We start from the raw sequence: 20,717 nt of genomic DNA, 5'->3' as shown, positions 1-20,717 counted from the left end.
CAGTTATAGCGCGGGTACTAAACTGCCCCTTATTTCGGAATGTTAATGCTATAATTTAGCGCACTGAAATAGATTTACCAAATACAAAAGCAACCATTAAATTTATCAATAAAGCCGAAGCAATACTAACAAAAGAACCTGCAATACTTCCATACTCAGCTATAAAACAGATAAGTGCGCCAATAAACACAACGAGACTTAGCCAAGTGCTTGCTGGGCGCATCAATCTTAGTAATAAGCTACTTACAACTAACAATCCACATCCAAGTATTAAATAAATAACTGTCATATAGTCACCTCTTGTGTTGTTGGCTTTATTAGTACTTGTCGCTTAGCCATGATCCGCTGACTTACATAGATTATTAAGCCACCAATAAATAAAAAACTAATATCAACAACAGTAACTAGCGTGTTATTTGAACTAAAAGCATGGCTTGACGACAGTAACATGTTTAAAGGCAACACAGACATGCACGAACCACCAGTTATAAGCAGTGTGACTTGCAAATAACGATAATAATTAATCGGTAACACTGCAAATAAACACCAAACTAGCCATGAAAGAAAAAATAAAGGTCCGAAGTAGCCATTGTGCAATTGTACTGGGATGAAGTTATTAAGTAATACTTGCAAAGGGAATAATATGGCAGTAGCCAATACTAAGCCTCCACAGCTACCGATAATAACCCTATTCCATCGTTGATAAGCCACTTCAGAAAGAGTCGGATTGCTACCCCTTGTGCGCTTGGTTAACCACATCATAATTCCAGAAAGTGGTAATAATGCAGTAGTTAAACCAAGGAGTGCCCAAACTAACTTTACAAAAACGCCCGCAAAATTACCAAAGTGTAGCGGGAATAATAATTCAAGTACTTTAATAGCAGGGCCAGGAATGTCACCAAAGCTACTCATTGATTTACTAAACTTACCATCTCCGCTGTATTGCAGTAATTGTGATGCAACTGCATCGCCGCCAATAAGACGTAAGTAAACTTGAGCATTCGCATCATTATGCGCCATAACAGTTAAATCAATAACTTTCGCTTTTGGGTAACGTGTTTGGGCATCAAGCAAAATAGTATCTACAGCTGTTGCTTGGTAATTATTAGAAACAATGGTTTCAGGCATCGCGGTAAATTTTTCCACCAACTTATCTTGATCTCCACCAAAACTCACAAAAGCGGCGGCGGGAAGTAATATAACGGTTGCAAGACCTAAAAAAGCTCCTGTAAAGCCGATGATGGCATGAAAAACGCTTCCCCAAATACCCATCACTTTGTGTGCATCGTTCACTACCACATCAAGACCTTTTTTACGTCTAAATGTAAATAGCTCTTTTATTATTTGGCGGTGAATAAATAAGCCCGTCACAACAGACACCAATAAAGTTAAACCTAAAAAGCCAGTAAGAATAAGCCCTATTGGTCTGCCTAAATGTAAGTCAGCATGAAAATGCCCAATAAACGATGGCGCATCAGTTTTACGGTGCTCATAAAAATAATCTGCAGCACCATAATATTGGTTTACCAAATTAAAATTACGAGGGTCAAATTGGTAAGCATAAGCAGCCTCTTCGTCATAATTTTCATCGCCATCGTGAGATTCAAATAAAATCGTCAATAAATGCGTATTATGCCCAGTTGGTAAATACACGTGGATATTTTTACCAAACTCTTTTGGTACTTGTTGGTGATAATGGTTAATTAACGTCATCACCTTTTCACTTGGCACTGTATCCAATTGATGTAACTCTGGGTTGGCCCAAATTTTTAGTTCTGGGCGGCTAAGTACAGCTAACGCACCGGTAAAGCAAACAATAAAGAGCAAAATACCTGTAACAATACCAACCCAACTATGCAGTAAAAATAGCTTTTTTAGTGAAATAGATCTCATCCCTGTCCTCCTTGTAAAGCCATAAAACTAAGCCCTGCATGGCTTAACAAAATAACTAACATAACAATAAAAGGCTGCCATGCGCTTTTAGCCATGTAAGCGTATATAAATAACGCAGTCCAAATAAAAGGAAAAAGCATTATAGGTATTAATATCTGCTCTTCCATAGCGAAAGGTAAATAGGTAGTCATGCCAGGGATCATCACTACAGCCGTAATTAACGCAAGTAAACAAGCCAGAATATGGCGTCGCTTAGTTGCTGTAAAAGTGTGTTTTTTATTCATTATTATTTGCCTTATCAATGCAGCTTAGTCCCACCATATAGAAACCAAATTACACTTCGTCCAAACCTGAAACGTTATACTGCTACCACATAATTAAGCACAGCAATAAAATTAAAAATGATAACCATTTGCATTATAATATTTATTTAATTAACTAAACAAATATAAATAGCAAATAATCCATGCACAAATGCCAAACATGGCTCAGCTAACGGCAATTGACGCTTAGTTAAATATATAAAAGATGGTAATCGGGTATAGCCAGAGATTTTAAATGAAAACAAGGCGAACTTACGCGTTAATAGCTAGGGTCTGTAGATTCAACGTAATTGTGCTGAAAATAGCTGCTTGAGATAGATTTATTATCCAGAGTTCAGATTATTTAGTATCGAGGTGGTCTGCAACATAAGCACCTCGCTGCCCTCTTTTTTTATCTGGGCCTACTGTGCTGTCTTGCGCTGTTTGCTGCTCTAACGCTGCATTAATTGTAGCTCCTAAAATAATGATATAAGCGCTAATAAATAGCCACATAAGCATAATAACCACCCCGCCTAAAGAGCCATATGTTTCGTTGTAACTGGCAAAGTGAGATACATAAAATGAAAAGCCAAAAGATGCCACAATCCATAATACTGTGGCAGTGAATGAGCCTACGGTAACCCAGCGCCACTTAGCTGCTTTTCTGTGAGGCGCGTAACGATATAAAATTAACAATGCAAAGTTAAAGGTTAGTGCCAGTAATGGCCATGAGATAAGCATGATTAAAAAATCAATACTTTCTTTTATTCCTAACAGGTTAAGTGCTAACGGTAATATACCGATAATTACCAATGCTATAACCGCCACCACAATCGCGCCCACTGAAAATAGTAAACGTACAAGTTGCGCCTTAAAAAATGAACGCTTTTCGTATTCTTGATAACTAATATTACACGCGGTGATCAAAGCTTGGCTGCCCTTAGAGCTGCTCCAAATAGTGATCAGTAAAGTGCCTAGTGCGCTAAGACTTAAACTGGTTTGAGACTTTTGCGCAAGACTCGAAACCTGAGACAAAATAATCTCTTGGGTACTTTGCGGCAATAAAGCCATAAATTGACTTAAATACGCACTAATATCATTCGGTGAAGCAAAATAAGCATACACAGACACCAACGCCGCAATGGCAGGAAAAATAGCAAGAAGTGCATAAAAGGCCACGCCTGCTGCCACCAAAGATAAATTATCACGGCTCATTTGTTTTATAATTCGCTTTGCAATATCCCACCAGCCACGCAGAGGGATATGGTTAGGCTGCTTGGCTCTTTGGCCACGCTTAAAGTCACTCATAGTTAACTCCCTTTTCCTAATTAATTGCAAGATGTTTGCCAAACAAATACTCCTTGGTATTAAACTTGCTGCTATTGTTTTACACAGACCCTAATTAACTCAACCTAACACGGATGGCTCCTATGCTCAGCGCTTTAATTGCAACACTCGCTAATAACGCATCTATTCCTGCAATCGACACCGTTCAGCCAAACTCGGTTTCATGGGACTTTTTAAAAGAGCAAAGCGTGCAATTACTACACTCATTCGTGCAATTACTGCCCACTTTGTTTCTAGGGATTATTATTTTGGTGATTAGTTATTTAATCGCCACCCCATTATCACGCTTGTTAATAAAGCCCGTTACTTACATAACCAACAGTAAATTAGTACACCTAGTTGCTAGGCGTGGTATTAGTACCTTAATTATTTTACTTGGGTTTTACCTTTTCTTACGTTTGGCTGGCTTGACTGAATTCGCGGTCGCTATTATGAGTGGCACTGGGTTAATAGGCCTTATTTTAGGGTTTGCCTTTCGGGATATTGCTGAGAACTTTATTGCCAGTTTACTTTTGAGTGTACAACGTCCATTTAAAATTGATGATGTAATAGAAGTAGATAGCAGAATAGGTATAGTTAAAAAAGTAACTGCACGGGCAACCACTTTAGTTGACTTCGATGGCAATCATATTCAAATACCCAATGCGACTGTGTATAAAAATACCATTAAAAACTTAACCGCTAATCCAAAGATGCGCGGTCATTTCACAATCGGTATTGGCTACGATAATGACATTCGCGGCGCACAAAGTCTTGCTATTAGTGTTATAAAAAAACAAAACTCTGTGCTTAGCGATCCACCTCCTCAAGTATTGGTTGATAACTTAGGCTCCGCCACTATCAATTTTACTGTTTACTTTTGGGTCAACGGCGAACAATACAGCATTGTTAAAGTAGCCTCACAGCTAATGCGAGAGTTAATTAACAGTTTTACGCAACATAATATAAGTATGCCTGACGATGCTAGAGAGCGTGTATTACTCAATAGCCAAGGTGAAGATATTTACCCCACAGCAAGCGAAGCTAAAACAGAGACAACAGAAAAAACTAAAGAGAAACCACATACTCAAAAACATAAAACCACAGAGCATGAACACAGTATTGATGATGTAAGCAGTGATACGGATGATATTCGCGAGCAAGCCGATGAATCGCGCGATCCGGAGCAGGGAAAAAATATTATATAGATAGGTTCGAGGTTCGAGGTTCGAGGTTCGAGGTTCGAGGTTCGAGGTTCGAGGTTCGAGAAATTTAAAAACCTTGCGGTTAACATTACAAGGTTTTTTATGCCTTAAAGCGATACTTAGTCTCGCGTCGGGGTTAGGTTTTAAGCCCGCAACCCGAAGCTCGCCGCCCCCCTCCCGCCTGGAACCTGACAGCTTGTCTCAAACACAAAAAAGCCCGCAGCGTTAACTGCGGGCTTTTTTATTGAATGAGTGAGTTAGCCGGTAAGCCGGGTTCTGTCCTTTCCGAAGAAAGTGATAATCATTCGTCTAGGCCATAAATTGCTCTATGGCTCAAGCAACCTACCCGGTTCCAACGTGGGCCACGCCATAAGGAACCCTATTTGGTCTTGCTCCGAGTGGAGTTTACCTTGCAACCGACTATTACTAGCGGCCCGGTGCGCTCTTACCGCACCCTTTCACCCTTACCAATCCGAAGATTGGCGGTCTTCTCTCTGCTGCACTTGTCGTGGGCTCACGCCCCCCAGCCGTTAACTGGCACTCTGCCCTGTGGAGCCCGGACTTTCCTCCCCCTGATCATTTTCGTCACAGGCAGCGATTATCTTGGCTAACTCGGCGCGCAGTATACATGAGAGCACCGCACTACGCAGTAAACATTTACTGTTTTTCTTCAATAATTGTTTTATACAGCGCGTTTTTTTTCATACCGAAGTAATCGGCTACTACACCACACGCTTTTTTCATTGGCATTTCGTTTTCAAGTAACGCTAACATTTTACGGGCTTCTGGCGGAATATCGTCAACTACCTTAGCTTTCCCTGGCAGCATGAGTACTATTTCACCGCGTTGCTTGGTAGGATCGTCAGTTAAAAACTGCTTTAACTCACTCACTGTGCCATTAAAAAAGGTTTCAAAGGTTTTAGTTAGCTCTTTGGCAAATACCACTTGCTGCTCACTACCTAGCGCCACTTCTAAATCGTCAAGGCTTGCCATAATACGATGGGTACTTTCATACATAATACTGGTAATACTTGAGTTAACCGCATCTATAAAAAAGTCTTGTCGCGCTTTACTTTTAGCAGGTGTAAAACCAATAAATTGAAAACGGTCAGTAGGTAACCCAGAACAACATACCGCCGTAATAGCAGCACATGCGCCAGGCACGGGTGTTACACTTGCGCCCTGCTCACGACATAAGTTAACCACCGCATAGCCAGGGTCGCTTATAAGCGGCGTGCCTGCATCAGAAACTAATGCAATATTTAACCCTTGATTAAGTTGGTCGATAATTTGCTGCGCTTTTTGCTTTTCATTATGGTCATGTAACGCAAAGGTTTTAGCCTTAATACCAAAGTGGCTAAGTAGCTTACCAGTATGGCGAGTGTCTTCAGCCGCGATTAAGTCAACCTGCGATAATGTCGCGATTGCACGCTGACTTAAGTCGTCATAATTGCCGATTGGGGTGGCAACAACGTAAAGAGTGCCAATTTTCTGTGAATTCTCCTCATTTAACATTGAGGTCTCCTGCGTCAGTCAGTAATATAAGCAAATCGCGTTAACGTATGGGAAATCTTTGTGCGACTTAAACTAGTTAGTCTATTAATTATATTGTCAGGGTTATCGGCGTGTAGCACAACCGAAAAACCAATTAAAACCAGCGATAACTTAAGTAACAGTGCCAATACGCTGAAAAATGAAGCACTAAATGCGCAATCTATTTACCAATTAGCGCAAAACCGCTATGGCGCTGATAAAATCCAGCTGCTTTATAGTGCTCGTGATAGCGCAATTACAGAAGAAAACTGGCCACTACTCGAAAAAATATGCACTGAACTTGCACTTACCGCCAGTGTTGATCAAATTCAAAATCGTTTATACATTGCCTTTGCGCAAAAAGAGCAAAATAAAAATCAGCAAGCACTTGAGGTACTAAACACGCTTGGGGGGCAACTTAAGCAACCTGAGCATTTTGCTTGGCACCAATTTTTAACTGCCAGCATTTTTGCGTCGCAAGACTTACCAAAACGTGCAGCTCCTTACTTTTTTGCTGCCTCTGAATCGGTAGCAAAAAATAATATTTCTATCCCTAAACTTAATGACGCACTTTGGCATAATTTAAAGCAGCTTTCTTCATACGCATTAGAGCGATTTAACCGTGGCTCGGTTATTCAACAAGGCTGGGTTAACTTAGCTTTGTATCATCAGGTTTATGCCAACAGCTCTGTTGATTTAGACCAAGCGATTAATAATTGGCGCCGCCGTTACCTTGGGCACCCTGGTAGCAATGTTTTACCAAAACAAGATACTTACGCCAATGAATTAGCACCACTAAATATTGAACGCTTAGTTGTGCTATTACCTCAGTCAGGTGCTAACAAGCGCTTAGGGGATGCATTAAAAGCCGGCATACTGGCTGCACTTGATAAAAAAGAGATTAGCGAAACGCTGTTTATTGATGAAAATACCGAAACCGAAGCGTTGAGCGCACAGATTTCGCAATTACAACCAGACTTTGTTATTGGCCCGCTATTAAAAGCCAATATAGATAAGCTCGCTAATACCAATACATTACTCGATATACCCACATTACATTTAAATACCTTTGATGGCGAACGAACCTCTTTGCAGCACTACTTTTTTGCGCTTAATCCTGAGCATGAAGTACAACAAACTCTAGAGCATTTTTTAGCGCAAGGTTATCAAAAACCTATGTTGCTAGCGCCAAATAATACCAATGGTCAGCGCTTAATTGACTACTTTAACCTGCAATGGCAACGCTATAGTGAAACAACCACACAAGTTGGCTTTTACAACGACAATAAAGATATGCCCAATACCATTACCAGCTTGCTAGAAGTTGATAAATCAAAAGAGCGTATTAAATCGGTTAAAACACTTTTTAATAAAGAAGTAGAAAGTGAAACCCGTTCACGTGGCGATATTGATGCAATTTATATATTAGGTGACGCCATAGAGACCCGATTAATTAAGCCTTATCTGGATGTTAACGTAAGCACCTTTGCCGACAGAATCCCTATTTACGCCAGCTCTAAAAGTCATAGTAAGCAAATAGATACCACTGACAAAGGCGATTTAGATGGGCTTTACTTTACCGAACTTCCTTGGATGTTAGACTCACAAATTACGCAGCATAATCTACGTAAGCAATATAATGATTTATGGCCTGAACAGGCTGATATTAGCCAACGTTTATTTGCCATGGCCTACGATGCCGTCGCCATGCTGAATGATATTAGACAGCTGAGCATTACACCCGATAAATACTTTTCAGGCTTAAGCGGTAAATTATCCATTAATAGTGCCGGTGATATTGAACGTTCACTGCAATGGGCGCAGTACAGCAATCGCCGTATAAACCCAGTGGAATTAAAGACGCAACGCCCTGTGCCGCTATTTATGCAATCAGCAAACGATGGCATAACCATAATTAACTAAGGGGTTAGCATGTCGTGGTTTAAACAGCTGTGGCAAAATAGTCGTGAAAAAGGCCAGTATTATGAGCGCCAAGCGCAAAAGTATTTAGAAGCGCAAGGTTTAAAAGCGATTGAGCGTAATTACTACTGCCCCTACGGCGAACTTGATGTCATTATGAAAGACGGTGACATCTTAGTGTTTGTTGAAGTTAAGTTTCGTAAAAATAACATAAAAGGCGGCGCTAATTATGCGCTAAGCCCGCAAAAGCAAGCTAAGTTAAAGCGCACTATTTATCATTACCTTGGTGCTAAAAACTTAAAAAACCAGCCATTACGTATTGATTACGTAGCTATAACAGGCGAACCGTCATTACATATTAACTGGCTGAAAAACGTATTTTAATGTCTGATGTATAAAAATAAGACGATTACAACAGCTTCATGTTGAGCATACAGTTAAACATTAGCTAACGCCTAAAATAATTACCTTTTAATAAAGCCGGTGTGAGCTCACACAGAATTAGAGATAAATTGTTGGTAACCCATGCAAGATACAATTAAAGAAATTTTTAAAGAAAGTATTCAAGTTCAAATAGCCGCAGGCGAAGTGTTGCCAAGCGCGTTAGAATCAGCGGCATTTACCATTGCACAAAGCCTGATCAATGGGAATAAGTTGATCTGTTGCGGTACTGCAAATTGCCATATGCTGGCGCAACACATGGCAGGCGTACTGGTTAATTTTTACGAAACAGAACGCCCTTGCTTACCTGCAATCGCTCTCTCACAAGAAAATATTAACCTTGGCCAAGGCAATCAAATAGATGACCACGATACCTTTGCACGCCAAGTTCGCGCCTTTGCTCAGCAAGGTGACTTATTATTGGTACTTGCCATTAATGGTAATGAAAAACACATAATTTCTGCAGTAGAAGCGGCACTTACCAAAGATATGAAGGTCATAGTAATGGTAGGCGATGATGGCGGCGAACTCGTTGGCTTGCTTGGCCATAACGATGTAGAAATTCGTACGCCGTCTAAACGCCCGAGTCGCATTATTGAATCGCATTTAGTGAACCTTCACTGTTTAAGTGAGTTGGTGGATTTAACTCTTTTCCCTCAGGACGAAAATTATGTTTAAACGCTCCCTAATTATTTTAGGCACTGTTGTGTTATTACAAGGCTGTGCCGCTGCTGTGGTCGCCGGTACAGCCAGTGCTGTTACTGCCGCTAACGATAGACGAACCATTGGGTCACAAATAGACGACAACAACATTGAAATAAAAGCCAGCATTGCTATTAGTGAAGATGAACGCCTTAACAAGTTTGCTCATATCAGCGTTATAAGCGTAAATGGCGTGGTTTTAATGGTAGGCCAAGTGCCTAACCAAGAAATGAAAAACCAAGCGTTTAAAACCATTGAGAACCTATCTGGTATCCGCAAAATTCATAACCAACTTCGCATTGGCTCTAATATTGGTATCACCACGCAAACACACGATTCATGGTTAACCTCAAAAGTAAAAGCGCAGCTTTTAGCGGCTGAAAATATCAGCAGTAATAATATAAAAGTAGTGACTGAAAATGCCGAAGTATACTTAATGGGGCTAGTATCTGACGCTGAAGCAAACCAAGCCGTTAATATAGCTCGCAACATCTCTGGCGTAGAGCGAGTAGTTAAAGTATTTGAGTATTTGTAAAAGTCTCAGGTTCGAAGTTCGAGAAATTTAAAAACCTTGCGGTTAACATCGCAAGGTTTTTTTATACCTGTAGGCGGGAGTTTACCTCACGCAGGGTTTAGTAAAATGCGCGGCATAAAGCCCCGCCTACAAAACCATTTTGAACCACAGAGTACACAGAGACGCTTCGCGCTACACAGAGAAGACAGGACAAATAAAACATGCCTTTAATCATTTCCTCTGTGTGCTCTGCCCACTCTGTGGTGAATAAAATCTCTTTAAAATCTTTTTGCACAAAGAGAAGTGAATGAGGAGTAAATGAGAAAACAACAACCATTAGCCCAACTAATTAATTCGAGTCTCTAGGCCCGTTGGTCGCCTCTCGCAGCCCGCTGCCCAATGCCGTGAACCCAAACACCCTGCTTGGCTTAATCTCTACCTAACACCTAGACCTAATACCTAAAACCTGCTCTTCACTTTAGACCAGACGCGGTGTAAACCCGCTGCTGCACCAATCAATCTTAACCCGCCTCTCGCCGCCCGCTACCCATTGCCCGTTGCCCGTAAACTTTCATATTTATACAGACATAAAAAAAACCGCTTATTAAGCGGTTTTTTTCTAACATTTACGGGCTATTTTATAACGCGTAAATGTGAGCCTTTTTTCTTTTCAGGCTTGGGAGCTGGCGTTTCATCAACTATCTCTGGTGATGAATCGACACTTTCAAGCTCTGGAGCAAAATCGTCTTCGTCCTCTAAAAACTCATCTGCAGTAAAGACCGTGCCTTCGCCATTTTCACGTGCATATATTGCAAGTACAGCCCCTAAAGGCACGTACACTTGCATTGGCTGGCCGCCAAAGCGCGCGTTAAAGCTAAGCTGAGTATTATCTAACGAAAACTGCGTAACCGCCGAAGGGCTTATGTTCAATACAATTTGGCCATCTTGGACAAACTGTGTTGGCACTTGCACTGCAGGAAAGTCAGCATTCACCACTAAGTGTGGCGTGCATTCGTTATCAACAATCCAATCAAAAAAAGCGCGTAGTAAATAAGGACGATTAGAAGTCATTATAAACGGATCTCACGCTCTGCTTCAGTTAAAGAAGCTTGGAATGATTCACGTTCAAATAAACGGATCATATACTCTTTAAGTTCTTTAGAGCCTGCACCATTAAGCTCAATACCAAACTCTGGTAAACGCCATAATAGTGGTGCTAAGTAACAATCAACTAAGCTAAACTCTTCACTCATAAAGTAAGGCGCTTCACTAAAGATTGGTGCTATTGCAAGTAATGCTTCTGTCAGCTCTTTACGAGCTTGCGCGGCATCAGATGTGTTGTTAATGATTTTTTCAGCTAGGCTGTACCAATCAGTATCAATACGGTGCATCATTAATCGACTACGACCACGCATGACCGGATATACAGGCATTAGTGGAGGATGAGGAAAACGTTCATCAAGGTATTCCATGATGATGTTTGCCTGATATAAACCAAGCTCACGGTCAATCAGTGTTGGCACTGTGCCGTAAGGGTTAATTTCGTGAAGTGCTTCTGGCAGGTTATCCTTTTCAGCCATATGAATATCTACACTTACACCTTTTTCAGCAAGTACAATGCGTACTTGGTGGCTATACATACAGTTAGCACCAGAAAAAAGGGTCATTACAGGGCGCTTATTGGCAGCTACGGCCATGCCTACCTCCATTAAATAACTAAAACAGCAATAGGGGCTTAAGCCCCTATTGCAAAATTACCTTTAAATATGTTCAAACTTAATGAACATCTCTCCAGTATTCTTTCTTCAGCATAAATGCCAAGATAAATAGGATAATTAAAAATCCGATTACCTTAATACCTAGCGCTTCCGACTCGAGACGTGTAGGTTCACCTACATACTCTAGGAAATTCGTTAAATCACGAACTGCTTGGTCATATTCATCTACACTTAATTCACCCGTACCATCTGTTTTTGTACCAGTAATATGAGTGGTTGTTTTACCATCTACTGTTACTTCTTCAGTAATTGCAGTAGGAACACCTTGCAACTCTTGAAGAACATGTGGCATACCCACCGATGGGAATAACGTATTATTTACGCCAAACGGACGAGATTCATCTTTGTAAAACGATTTTAAATAGGTGTAAATCCAATCACTGCCACGCACACGCGCAACGTTAGTTAGATCCGGCGGAGCCGCACCAAACCATTTTGCAGCATCTTCTTTTGCCATCGCGTTAAGGATATGACCACCCACTTTTGAACCATCAAAAATAAGTTGCTCTTGACCAATCTCTGTTGGAATACCAATGTCACGGAAAGTACGTTCATAACGTTGATACTGCATTTGGTGACAACCAAGACAGTAGTTCATGAACAACTTTGCGCCACGCTGCAAAGAAGGTTGATCAGATATATCGTTACCCGCTTCCATTAGAGGAACTGACGGGCCTGCCGCCATTGCAGGTAACACGTTTACTGATAAAGCAAATAAACCTATTAATAGCTTTTTCATCATTTCGTTAACCTCTCAGGCAATGGCTTAGTTTTTTCATTCTTACTGTAAACGAATAACAGTACGAAGAACATAAAGTAAGTCACAGTACAGACTTGCGAAACAATCGTTTTAAAATCAGTTTGTGGTGTAGCACCAACCCAACCTAAAAGAACGAAAGTAACAACAAAACCTGCAATGTTCCATTTGTGGAAACCACAACGGTAACGAACTGAACGAACCGAACCACGGTCAATCCAAGGTAATAATGCTAGCACAACAATTGATGCACCCATTGCTGCAACACCCATTAGTTTGTCAGGGATTGCACGTAAGATTGCATAGAATGGCGTGAAGTACCAAACAGGGAAAATATGCTCTGGTGTTTTAAGTGGGTTAGCTGCTTCAAAGTTTGGCGCTTCTAAGAAGAAACCACCCATAGCAGGCATAAAGAACACAACCCAGCAGAACAAGATTAAGAAACCAACCACGCCCACAATATCTTTTACTGTGTAATAAGGGTGGAACGGAATCGCATCAATAATGTCTTTTTTATCAGTGTAGTATTCATGGAACTTAAATTTAGGCTTGTCTTCTTCAGCCACAGTTCCTTTTTTACGTTTGTTATCAATACCGTCTGGGTTATTAGAACCCACTTCGTGTAGTGCAACAATGTGTAAAAATACTAAGATAACAATAACCAATGGCAGTGCAATTACGTGTAATGCGAAGAAGCGGTTAAGCGTTGCACCTGAAATTACATAGTCACCACGGATCCACAGTGTTAAGTCATCACCAATAACCGGGATAGCCCCGAATAATGAAATGATTACCTGTGCACCCCAGAACGACATTTGGCCCCATGGTAATAAGTAACCCATGAATGCTTCAGCCATTAGGGCTAAGAAAATGAACATACCGAATAACCACAGTAATTCACGTGGTTTTTGGTAAGAACCGTATATCATGCCACGGAACATGTGCATGTAAACAACGATGAAAAACGCAGATGCACCCGTTGAATGCAAATAACGTAATAACCAACCGTACTCTACATCACGCATGATGTATTCTACTGATGCAAATGCACCTTCAGCAGATGGTACATAGTTCATCGTTAACCAAATACCTGTAAGTATTTGGTTTACTAGTACTAACATAGCTAGAGAGCCGAAGAAGTACCAGAAGTTAAAGTTTTTCGGTGCTGGATACTGTGCAATGTGCATATTCCAAACACGTGTCATTGGGATACGGTCGTCTATCCACTCAACAATTTTACCAAACATTAGGCCACCCCTTGTTCTTCGCCCACTAAAATAGTGGTCTCATCAAGAAAAGTATATGGTGGAATTTCTAAATTTAATGGTGCAGGTACCGATTGGAATACACGGCCAGCCATATCAAACTTAGAACCGTGACATGGACAGTAAAAACCATCATCAGTCCCTTCCACTTTCTCACCAAAGCCACCTTGTAAAAAGCTAGGTGAACAACCCAAATGCGTACAAATACCTACAGCGACAAAAATCTCTGGGCGTAATGAACGGAAATCATTGGTTGATGATTCTAATTGTTGTGGCTCTTGCGATTGCGGATCACGAAGTTGACCTTCATGTTCTTTCATCTGCTCAAGCATTTTTGGGGTACGTGATACAACCCATACAGGTTTACCACGCCACTCGACACGTATTAATTGTCCTGGCTCAAGTTTGCTGATATCTACTTCTACAGGCGCACCCGCAGATTTAGCTCGCTCACTTGGATTCCAAGACGCAATAAAAGGAACAGCAGCCCCAGCCGCACCAACACCACCAACAACAGAGGTAGCTATGGTTAAAAAGCGACGTCGGCCATTGTCTACAGGCGCATTGCTCATCCACTTATCTCCACTATGATTCTCAACACTTGCTATATTGAGAACATCAGTTACAGCAGGTTAATTTTTCGAATTTTAAAAGAGAAACGATCATAATTAAAACCCTTGTTTAAAACAAGGTTATTCACAGCCTCCTGCTCGAATAAACCTGACTTGCTCAAATAGTTGATTAAGTAAGCTCGAGTATGAAACCAAATGACTATAGTATCGCTTCCGTAAAAACAATTTGTAAACAAGTACAATCTCACCAACTAAGTACAGTAACAACTGAATTTGGCGACATTAAACTCATTCACTTTATTTGCCCGCCAATTGTAGCAAAAAAATTCACCAATTAACTGATGGATTTAAACTAATTGCGATAATTATTTAACTTTTTTTGCGTTAGTCGGTCATTTTTAAGCTTTCGTTCAATAAATACGCATGCTTTGCCTATTTTGATCAAGCTAATGTCGACATTAGTCGTAAGGGGAGAATTGAAGGTTAAAGGTTAAAGGTTAAAGGTCAAACATACTCATATATTTTTGAATGAATATTTAATTTTGAACCTCTTAATCCCAAGCATCGATTGATTTCATCAATGCTGAAATCATACGGGAAAGTTCACGAGTCTCCTCAATCCATTCACTAGCCTCTGTCGTGTCAACTTCACCTATTTTTAGTGCAATGTAAATTTGAGAGCGTAATTCTCCACAACTCCCCTTAGAGTATGATAAAAATCGAATATAATCTTTAGGAGTTATTCGTTCATAACCCTCTGCTATATTTGAAGAAATTGAAAGTGCAGATCGTGTTATTTGATCTTTTAAACCAAACTCTTTGCTCTGCTTAAAATGTAAATAAATCTCGCAAGCTAAATCGGCTGAACGTTGCCATACCCTTAAATCTTCAAACCTCATAACATAACCAGTCAGCTAAAACATGCTTAACTTATAACTATAAAATAAGAAAGACACAAAGCTTAGATCAAACTTATAGCTTGAACCTTGAACCTTGAACCTTGAACCTTGAACCTTGAACCTTGAACCAAAATCTTATAGCTACAAAACAAAAAACCCAGCATAAGCTGGGTTTTTGAATTCTTGATAACGTAAAAATTAACGTTTTGAGAACTGTGGACGCTTACGCGCTTTCTTAAGACCCACTTTCTTACGTTCAACTTTACGTGCATCACGAGTAACGAAACCTGCTTTACGAAGTTGTGGACGTAGTGACTCGTCAAACTCCATAAGTGCACGAGTGATACCGTGACGGATAGCACCAGCTTGACCAGTAGTACCACCACCGGCAACGGTGATGTGAAGGTCAAATTTTTCAGTCATGTCTACAAGCTCAAGAGCTTGACGAACAACCATGCGTGCTGTTTCGCGACCAAAGTACTCTTCTAAAGAGCGCTTGTTGATTACGATGTTACCAGTGCCTGGGCGTAAGAATACGCGAGCACTTGAACTTTTACGACGACCTGTACCGTAGTATTGATTTGCCATGATAGTGCTCCTTAAATGTCTAGAACCTGAGGCTGTTGTGCAGCATGGTTATGCTCAGTACCCGCGTAAACTTTAAGTTTGCGGAACATAGCGCGGCCTAAAGGACCACGTGGCAACATGCCTTTAACAGCTTTTTCGATGATCATTTCAGGCTTTGCAGCTTGAAGTTTATCAAAAGTAGTAGACTTAAGACCACCTGGGAAACCAGAGTGAGCGTAGTACACTTTATCTTTGAATTTGTTACCAGTAACAGTAACTTTCTCAGCGTTGATAACGATGATGTAATCACCAGTATCTACGTGTGGTGTGTACTCAGCTTTGTGCTTACCGCGTAGGCGATGAGCGATTTCAGTAGCGATGCGACCTAAAGTTTTATCTTCAGCGTCAACTACGTACCAGTCACGTTTTACTGTTTCTGGTTTAGCAACAAACGTTTTCATTTATAAAAATCCAATGTTTTTCAATTAAAACCACAGGTAGTTATTATTAACTACCGCTCTAAGTATGCTACAACCCCTTCGAGTTTTAGACTTTTTCGCCGCTCACAAGTGGCTAAACTATATGAGGACATAGAACGCAACGTGGCAGACGCGGGAGTATACCAGCACTTAAACTACATTGCTACCGGCCGGTTGTTTTTTCCGCAAAAAGTTTTAGGCTCGAGTGTCGGGCTACAGGGGGCGAGGTACGAGCTTCGAGATTCGGGGTTCGTAATCCATAGCCCGACGTCCGTAATTCGTTACCCGTCGCCCGTGAACTTTAACCTCTATCTAAAATCTAACACCTAATACCTTTATTATTTCTGACACACCTCACAAAAAACGGTGCTGCGTTGGCCTAGACGAATTTCTGTTAGTGCTGTGTCGCAATTTACACAAGGCTGGCCTTTTCGGCCATACACTAATAGCTGCTGCGCAAAGTAGCCTGGCTTACCGTCACTTTGGGCAAAGTCTTTCAGCGTTGTGCCGCCTTGAGTAATTGCTGCGGCTAGGGTGTCTTTTATAATTGGGATTAACGCTTGGTAGCGTTTAAGGCTTACCTTACCTGCTTCTTTTCGCGGATCGATACCTGCTTTAAATAATGATTCGTTAGCGTAAATATTACCAACCCCCACCACCACGGCGTTATTCATTATAAACTGTTTAACAGGCACTTTTTTATTACGAGATTGCTCATAAACACGTTTAGCAAAAAAGTCATCGGTGAGTGGCTCGGGGCCTAATTTAGCAAGTAACTTATGCTCTTCATTGGGGGCTTGCCATAAACAGCAACCAAAGCGACGTGGATCGTTTAAACGCAGCGCCTTATTATTCGCTAAAATAAACTCAACATGGTCATGCTTTTTAAGTGGCTCATTGGCGTTCACAACCCTCAAGTTACCCGACATACCTAAATGCAATATAGCCGAGCCTAGCTCGCATTCTAACAATAAGTATTTTGCACGTCGTTCAATACTGCTAACCACTAACCCCTCAAGTTGATACACCTCATCTGGCACAGGCCAGCGCATACTGGCATTATGAATATTTACCTTAGTCACAACTTGGTTTAGCACATGGGGGGTAATACCCATACGGCTAACTTCTACTTCTGGTAATTCAGGCATTAATAAAACTCACTTATGAAAAGGTAAAACTTGGAAATAATTGTTTTGCAGTAGTTAAATCGAGCAACAATAATCGCTGACTGGTTTTATCGAATAGATAATACTGACCATTCGCCTCAAATAATAAGTACACCCAAGGTAGGGGCTCACCGGCGAGTTCAAACGTGGCTACCGATAGTGGCTTATTCATATCAAGCGCATCAGGTGTGATGGTGGTCATCAACGCGGTATTTTGCCATAAATAAACTAGCTCACTAAGTTGCTGCTCTGAGCCTTGCCAACTAAGCGGTACATTTTTTTGCAAAGTAGTAGTACGCCAACTAGTGCCAATACGGTCAATTTTTTGGTCGATAAATTTAAGTGTTAATACAAAACTTTGCACAGGAAGTAGTGGCTGAAATTGCGCCTGTGTTTCATCATTCCCTATGTTTTTATGCAGTCCATTTAAAAAGAAGATCATAATCAACATCGAAAAAATAATAACATTGTTCCAACCTTTTCGGCCGAGTTGCATGTGGGTCTTCCAATTAATAATATCGATTTAAAGTGTAACCAAAACTTAATTACACTGTCTATATGTTAAAACCCAAAGACTTTGCTAGAATATCGGCAAATTTTAAGGAGTTTAGTCATGTCAATGTATGTAGTGGGCCATAAAATCCCAGATTCAGATTCAATATGTGGTGCAATTGCACTGGCTTATTTAAAAAACCAAATTGATGAACCAGCAATCCCAACTCGCCTAGGTGAAGTTTCACCTGAAACACAATTTATTTTAGATAAATTCGGTTTTGAAGCACCTGAGCTAAAACTTAGCTACGCTGGCGAAGACGTTTATATTGTAGACCACACAGAAAAAACCCAAGCACCTGACGATATTGATCAGGCTCGCGTAGTGGGCGTGGTAGATCATCACAAGCTAGGTGATTTAACCTCATCAACACCACTTGAGTGTTGGATCCGCCCTGTTGGTTGTTCTAACACCATTATTAAAATGATGTATGACTTCTACAACGTTGAGATCCCTAAAGATATTGCTGGCATTATGCTTTGCGCTATTTTAAGCGACACGGTTATCTTCAAATCACCAACCTGTACTACTGCCGATATTAAATGTGTTGAAGCGCTTGCAGAAATTGCAGGCATTGAAGACTTTAAAGAACTAGGCATGGACATGTTCCGCGTTAAATCAGCCGTTGAAGATACGCCAGTACGTGACTTAGTAATGCGTGACTTTAAAGACTTTAACATGAACGGTAACCTCGTTGGTATTGGTCAGTTAGAAGTTATTGACCTTGCGGTATTTGACGAGATTAAAGCCGATCTTGAAGCCGACATCGCGAAGCTTAAAGAAGAAGGCGGTCGTCACTCGGTATTTTTACTTCTGACCGACATTATGAAAGAAGGCTCACAAATGCTAATTGCATCAGACGATGCTAGCCTAGTTGAGCAAGCTTATGGTGAAAAACCAGAAGACGGTAAAGTATGGCTAGACGGCGTATTAAGCCGTAAAAAGCAAGTAGTGCCACCACTACAAGACGCTTTTAAGAGCTAGGTTCGAGGTTCGAGGTTCGAGGTTCGAGGTTCGAGGTTCGAGGTTCGAGATATTTAAAAACCTTGCGGTTAACATCGCAAGGTTTTTTTATGCCTGTAGACGGGTTCATCCCGCGTCAGTATTAGGAGCAAGGTGCTAGGTCCTCTTGGCTCGTGGCTCGTCCGTTACGGTATAAAGACCCTCCCACATTAAAATACCTGCTATATTTACCTATAAAATAAAGACTTAGGCTCTAAGTGCTAGGATTCGAGCTTCGAGCCGTAACCCGAGGCCCGCAGCCAAAACATAAGGACATAAAATGCAAATACTTCACCACGGAGCGGTAAATGGCGTAACAGGCTCGTGCCACCAGCTGATAATAAACGATCAAAGCTCTTTTCTAATTGACTGCGGACTATTTCAAGGTGAAGATTCTGTTGATGATCTTAATATTGAATTTAATATAGATACAGTCCGCGCGCTGATCGTTACCCATTGTCACATCGATCATGTTGGCCGAATCCCCTACTTATTAATGGCTGGCTTTAAAGGACCCATATTTACCTCTATTGCATCGGCTAGTTTACTGCCACTAGTGATTGAAGATGCATTAAAAGTGGGCGTCACACGCGATCAAAAAATAATAGATACCTGCCTAAGGTTACTTAAACAGCAAATTATTGAAGTTGATTTTAAAACCTGGTTTGAGCTTCCTTGCAAAGGTGAACACATAGCCAAAGCCCGTCTACAACGAGCAGGGCACATTTTAGGCTCCGCTTATGTTGAAATAGATATAAGCATACCAACTCGTAAAGCTAAAAACTGCCATCGGGTCGTATTTTCAGGTGATTTAGGGGCGCCCTATACGCCTTTGCTACCCGCACCTAAAGCGCCCTATAAAGCCGATACCTTAGTAATTGAGTCAACCTATGGTGATAAAAACCATCAAGGACGAAAACAACGTACGCAAACCTTAAAAGCTGTGATTGAGCGCGCAGTTGCCGACAACGGTATCGTGCTTGTGCCTGCATTTAGTATAGGCCGTACACAAGAGCTGTTATACGAACTTGAACAGCTAATTCATGCCTCAACTAAAAACTCACCTTGGCGCACAATACAAGTAATACTCGACTCCCCGATGGCGACTAATTTTACTCAGCAGTATCGAAAATTTAAATATTTATGGGATGAAGAAGCAAAACAAAAAGTAGCCAAAGGCCGCCATCCTCTCGACTTTGAAAACCTCACTACAATAAATACCCATAGCGAGCACTTAGCGTTAATAAATTACCTAGCCACCCGCCAAAAACCTGCAATTATCCTAGCTGCAAGCGGTATGTGCACCGGCGGACGAATAGTTAACTACCTAGAGCGATTTTTAATCGACAAAACCACCGACGTACTATTTGTAGGTTACCAAGGCAGAGGTACTTTAGGTCGCGACATACAAACCTATGGCCCAAAAAATGGCTATGTATTTATAAATAATACCCACATTAATATTAACGCCAAAATACACACAATAAGCGGCTACAGCGCCCACGCCGATCAAACTGGTTTAATTAAATTTGTAACCGGTATGCGCAAAAAACCCCGCCATATAAAAATAGTCCACGGCGATGATGACGCTAAAAATGCACTCGCTACAAAGTATAGGGAAGTACTGGGTGATGATGTAAAAGTTGAGATTGGGAAGTGAGGAGACAAATTCGAGGTTCGAGGTTCGAGGTTCGAGATATTTAAAAACCTTGCGGTTAACATCGCAAGGTTTTTAAATATCTGTAGTAGCGGGTTCACCCCGCGTCGTTATTAGGTTTTAGGCCCGTCGCCCATGAACATAAACCAAACCTGCGCGGCATAAAGCCCCACCTACGTCTAATCC

22 protein-coding genes and 1 other RNA gene are annotated in these 20,717 nt (G+C 41.1%); 7 read left to right on the top strand and 16 right to left on the bottom strand.

Annotation, left to right across the window (positions count from 1 at the left end):
• Window positions 1–55 precede the first annotated feature (55 nt).
• The 4 genes from FLM47_RS02420 to FLM47_RS02405 form a co-directional block, all read right to left on the bottom strand.
• Window positions 56–289 carry a hypothetical protein gene (locus FLM47_RS02420; protein WP_075170457.1) on the bottom strand — a complete coding sequence of 78 codons (234 nt, stop codon included), beginning with the start codon at window positions 287–289 and terminating at the stop codon, window positions 56–58.
• Window positions 286–1,893: a PepSY domain-containing protein gene (locus FLM47_RS02415; RefSeq protein ID WP_178954949.1), complete on the bottom strand. Its 1,608-nt coding sequence runs from the start codon at window positions 1,891–1,893 to the stop codon at window positions 286–288. The genes FLM47_RS02420 and FLM47_RS02415 overlap by 4 nt, the downstream gene beginning before the upstream one ends.
• A complete protein-coding gene (locus tag FLM47_RS02410) occupies window positions 1,890–2,177 on the bottom strand; it encodes a hypothetical protein (protein WP_138608102.1) in 288 nt (95 codons plus the stop codon). Before FLM47_RS02410 ends, FLM47_RS02415 begins: the two co-directional genes overlap by 4 nt.
• Before the next feature lie 378 nt (window positions 2,178–2,555).
• Window positions 2,556–3,503 carry a YihY/virulence factor BrkB family protein gene (locus tag FLM47_RS02405; RefSeq protein ID WP_178954947.1) on the bottom strand — a complete coding sequence of 316 codons (948 nt, stop codon included), beginning with the start codon at window positions 3,501–3,503 and terminating at the stop codon, window positions 2,556–2,558.
• A 122-nt stretch (window positions 3,504–3,625) separates the two neighbouring features.
• On the opposite strand from FLM47_RS02405, the gene FLM47_RS02400 reads away from it, so the two are divergent.
• A complete protein-coding gene (locus tag FLM47_RS02400; protein WP_178954945.1) occupies window positions 3,626–4,729 on the top strand; it encodes a mechanosensitive ion channel family protein in 1,104 nt (367 codons plus the stop codon).
• 246 nt (window positions 4,730–4,975) lie between these two features.
• Here FLM47_RS02400 and rnpB read toward each other — a convergent pair.
• Together rnpB and rsmI are read right to left on the bottom strand one after the other, a co-directional pair.
• Window positions 4,976–5,341, bottom strand: an RNA gene (gene rnpB, locus FLM47_RS02395) — RNase P RNA component class A.
• Window positions 5,342–5,383: 42 nt separating this feature from the next.
• Complete coding sequence (gene rsmI, locus FLM47_RS02390; RefSeq protein WP_076919878.1) at window positions 5,384–6,241, bottom strand: 16S rRNA (cytidine(1402)-2'-O)-methyltransferase; 858 nt, start codon at window positions 6,239–6,241, stop codon at window positions 5,384–5,386.
• A 60-nt stretch (window positions 6,242–6,301) separates the two neighbouring features.
• Here rsmI and FLM47_RS02385 point away from each other — a divergent pair, with 60 nt between their 5' ends.
• From FLM47_RS02385 to dolP, 4 genes are all read left to right on the top strand, one after another.
• Window positions 6,302–8,182, top strand: coding sequence for a penicillin-binding protein activator (locus FLM47_RS02385; protein WP_178954943.1), 1,881 nt, complete (start codon window positions 6,302–6,304; stop codon window positions 8,180–8,182).
• Between the two features lie 9 nt (window positions 8,183–8,191).
• A complete protein-coding gene (locus tag FLM47_RS02380) occupies window positions 8,192–8,563 on the top strand; it encodes a YraN family protein (protein ID WP_178954941.1) in 372 nt (123 codons plus the stop codon).
• A 141-nt stretch (window positions 8,564–8,704) separates the two neighbouring features.
• Entirely contained in the window at window positions 8,705–9,298 is a 594-nt protein-coding gene (locus FLM47_RS02375) for an SIS domain-containing protein (RefSeq protein WP_008110721.1), read from the top strand.
• Window positions 9,291–9,857 (top strand): division/outer membrane stress-associated lipid-binding lipoprotein, encoded by a 567-nt coding sequence (gene dolP, locus FLM47_RS02370; RefSeq protein WP_008468380.1) that lies wholly within the window; start codon window positions 9,291–9,293, stop codon window positions 9,855–9,857. The genes FLM47_RS02375 and dolP overlap by 8 nt, the downstream gene beginning before the upstream one ends.
• Before the next feature lie 612 nt (window positions 9,858–10,469).
• On the opposite strand, the gene FLM47_RS02365 is transcribed toward dolP, so the two are convergent.
• From FLM47_RS02365 to FLM47_RS02320, 10 genes are all read right to left on the bottom strand, one after another.
• Complete coding sequence (locus FLM47_RS02365; RefSeq protein WP_008110860.1) at window positions 10,470–10,907, bottom strand: ClpXP protease specificity-enhancing factor; 438 nt, start codon at window positions 10,905–10,907, stop codon at window positions 10,470–10,472.
• Entirely contained in the window at window positions 10,907–11,533 is a 627-nt protein-coding gene (gene sspA, locus FLM47_RS02360; protein ID WP_008110861.1) for a stringent starvation protein SspA, read from the bottom strand. The genes FLM47_RS02365 and sspA overlap by 1 nt, the downstream gene beginning before the upstream one ends.
• A gap of 79 nt (window positions 11,534–11,612) precedes the next feature.
• Window positions 11,613–12,356: a cytochrome c1 gene (locus FLM47_RS02355; RefSeq protein ID WP_109875379.1), complete on the bottom strand. Its 744-nt coding sequence runs from the start codon at window positions 12,354–12,356 to the stop codon at window positions 11,613–11,615.
• Entirely contained in the window at window positions 12,353–13,618 is a 1,266-nt protein-coding gene (locus tag FLM47_RS02350) for a cytochrome b N-terminal domain-containing protein (RefSeq protein ID WP_010390662.1), read from the bottom strand. Before FLM47_RS02350 ends, FLM47_RS02355 begins: the two co-directional genes overlap by 4 nt.
• Window positions 13,618–14,208 carry a ubiquinol-cytochrome c reductase iron-sulfur subunit gene (gene petA, locus FLM47_RS02345; RefSeq protein WP_010390661.1) on the bottom strand — a complete coding sequence of 197 codons (591 nt, stop codon included), beginning with the start codon at window positions 14,206–14,208 and terminating at the stop codon, window positions 13,618–13,620. Before petA ends, FLM47_RS02350 begins: the two co-directional genes overlap by 1 nt.
• A gap of 551 nt (window positions 14,209–14,759) precedes the next feature.
• Window positions 14,760–15,107, bottom strand: a complete 348-nt coding sequence (locus tag FLM47_RS02340) for a four helix bundle protein (RefSeq protein WP_178954939.1) — start codon at window positions 15,105–15,107, stop codon at window positions 14,760–14,762.
• 198 nt (window positions 15,108–15,305) lie between these two features.
• Window positions 15,306–15,698: a 30S ribosomal protein S9 gene (gene rpsI / locus FLM47_RS02335; RefSeq protein WP_024600778.1), complete on the bottom strand. Its 393-nt coding sequence runs from the start codon at window positions 15,696–15,698 to the stop codon at window positions 15,306–15,308.
• A gap of 8 nt (window positions 15,699–15,706) precedes the next feature.
• Window positions 15,707–16,135 carry a 50S ribosomal protein L13 gene (gene rplM / locus FLM47_RS02330; RefSeq protein WP_008110876.1) on the bottom strand — a complete coding sequence of 143 codons (429 nt, stop codon included), beginning with the start codon at window positions 16,133–16,135 and terminating at the stop codon, window positions 15,707–15,709.
• A 356-nt stretch (window positions 16,136–16,491) separates the two neighbouring features.
• Window positions 16,492–17,301, bottom strand: coding sequence for a bifunctional DNA-formamidopyrimidine glycosylase/DNA-(apurinic or apyrimidinic site) lyase (gene mutM / locus FLM47_RS02325; protein ID WP_010390658.1), 810 nt, complete (start codon window positions 17,299–17,301; stop codon window positions 16,492–16,494).
• 13 nt (window positions 17,302–17,314) lie between these two features.
• Entirely contained in the window at window positions 17,315–17,815 is a 501-nt protein-coding gene (locus tag FLM47_RS02320; RefSeq protein WP_178954937.1) for a hypothetical protein, read from the bottom strand.
• 117 nt (window positions 17,816–17,932) lie between these two features.
• Between FLM47_RS02320 and FLM47_RS02315 the strand changes: the two genes are divergently transcribed.
• Together FLM47_RS02315 and FLM47_RS02310 are read left to right on the top strand one after the other, a co-directional pair.
• Window positions 17,933–18,856: a manganese-dependent inorganic pyrophosphatase gene (locus FLM47_RS02315; RefSeq protein WP_013464036.1), complete on the top strand. Its 924-nt coding sequence runs from the start codon at window positions 17,933–17,935 to the stop codon at window positions 18,854–18,856.
• A 298-nt stretch (window positions 18,857–19,154) separates the two neighbouring features.
• Entirely contained in the window at window positions 19,155–20,534 is a 1,380-nt protein-coding gene (locus tag FLM47_RS02310) for an MBL fold metallo-hydrolase RNA specificity domain-containing protein (RefSeq protein WP_178954935.1), read from the top strand.
• Window positions 20,535–20,717 lie beyond the last annotated feature (183 nt).

Origin of the sequence: Pseudoalteromonas sp. Scap06 (assembly GCF_013394165.1) — a bacterium.
Lineage (GTDB): Bacteria > Pseudomonadota > Gammaproteobacteria > Enterobacterales > Alteromonadaceae > Pseudoalteromonas.
Note: the sequence above shows the minus strand (reverse complement) of the source record. Positions and strands in the feature narration are given on the sequence as shown.

Excerpts from the sequence above, each read along its gene's own strand:
- FLM47_RS02420 (WP_075170457.1), bottom strand. The coding sequence starts at position 289 with ATGACAGTTATTTATTTAATACTTGGATGTGGATTGTTAGTTGTAAGT.
- FLM47_RS02415 (WP_178954949.1), bottom strand. The coding sequence starts at position 1,893 with ATGAGATCTATTTCACTAAAAAAGCTATTTTTACTGCATAGTTGGGTT.
- FLM47_RS02410 (WP_138608102.1), bottom strand. The coding sequence starts at position 2,177 with ATGAATAAAAAACACACTTTTACAGCAACTAAGCGACGCCATATTCTG.
- FLM47_RS02405 (WP_178954947.1), bottom strand. The coding sequence starts at position 3,503 with ATGAGTGACTTTAAGCGTGGCCAAAGAGCCAAGCAGCCTAACCATATC.
- FLM47_RS02400 (WP_178954945.1), top strand. The coding sequence starts at position 3,626 with ATGCTCAGCGCTTTAATTGCAACACTCGCTAATAACGCATCTATTCCT.
- rsmI (WP_076919878.1), bottom strand. The coding sequence starts at position 6,241 with ATGTTAAATGAGGAGAATTCACAGAAAATTGGCACTCTTTACGTTGTT.
- FLM47_RS02380 (WP_178954941.1), top strand. The coding sequence starts at position 8,192 with ATGTCGTGGTTTAAACAGCTGTGGCAAAATAGTCGTGAAAAAGGCCAG.
- FLM47_RS02375 (WP_008110721.1), top strand. The coding sequence starts at position 8,705 with ATGCAAGATACAATTAAAGAAATTTTTAAAGAAAGTATTCAAGTTCAA.
- dolP (WP_008468380.1), top strand. The coding sequence starts at position 9,291 with ATGTTTAAACGCTCCCTAATTATTTTAGGCACTGTTGTGTTATTACAA.
- FLM47_RS02365 (WP_008110860.1), bottom strand. The coding sequence starts at position 10,907 with ATGACTTCTAATCGTCCTTATTTACTACGCGCTTTTTTTGATTGGATT.
- sspA (WP_008110861.1), bottom strand. The coding sequence starts at position 11,533 with ATGGCCGTAGCTGCCAATAAGCGCCCTGTAATGACCCTTTTTTCTGGT.
- FLM47_RS02355 (WP_109875379.1), bottom strand. The coding sequence starts at position 12,356 with ATGATGAAAAAGCTATTAATAGGTTTATTTGCTTTATCAGTAAACGTG.
- FLM47_RS02350 (WP_010390662.1), bottom strand. The coding sequence starts at position 13,618 with ATGTTTGGTAAAATTGTTGAGTGGATAGACGACCGTATCCCAATGACA.
- petA (WP_010390661.1), bottom strand. The coding sequence starts at position 14,208 with ATGAGCAATGCGCCTGTAGACAATGGCCGACGTCGCTTTTTAACCATA.
- FLM47_RS02340 (WP_178954939.1), bottom strand. The coding sequence starts at position 15,107 with ATGAGGTTTGAAGATTTAAGGGTATGGCAACGTTCAGCCGATTTAGCT.
- rplM (WP_008110876.1), bottom strand. The coding sequence starts at position 16,135 with ATGAAAACGTTTGTTGCTAAACCAGAAACAGTAAAACGTGACTGGTAC.
- mutM (WP_010390658.1), bottom strand. The coding sequence starts at position 17,301 with ATGCCTGAATTACCAGAAGTAGAAGTTAGCCGTATGGGTATTACCCCC.
- FLM47_RS02320 (WP_178954937.1), bottom strand. The coding sequence starts at position 17,815 with ATGCAACTCGGCCGAAAAGGTTGGAACAATGTTATTATTTTTTCGATG.
- FLM47_RS02315 (WP_013464036.1), top strand. The coding sequence starts at position 17,933 with ATGTCAATGTATGTAGTGGGCCATAAAATCCCAGATTCAGATTCAATA.
- FLM47_RS02310 (WP_178954935.1), top strand. The coding sequence starts at position 19,155 with ATGCAAATACTTCACCACGGAGCGGTAAATGGCGTAACAGGCTCGTGC.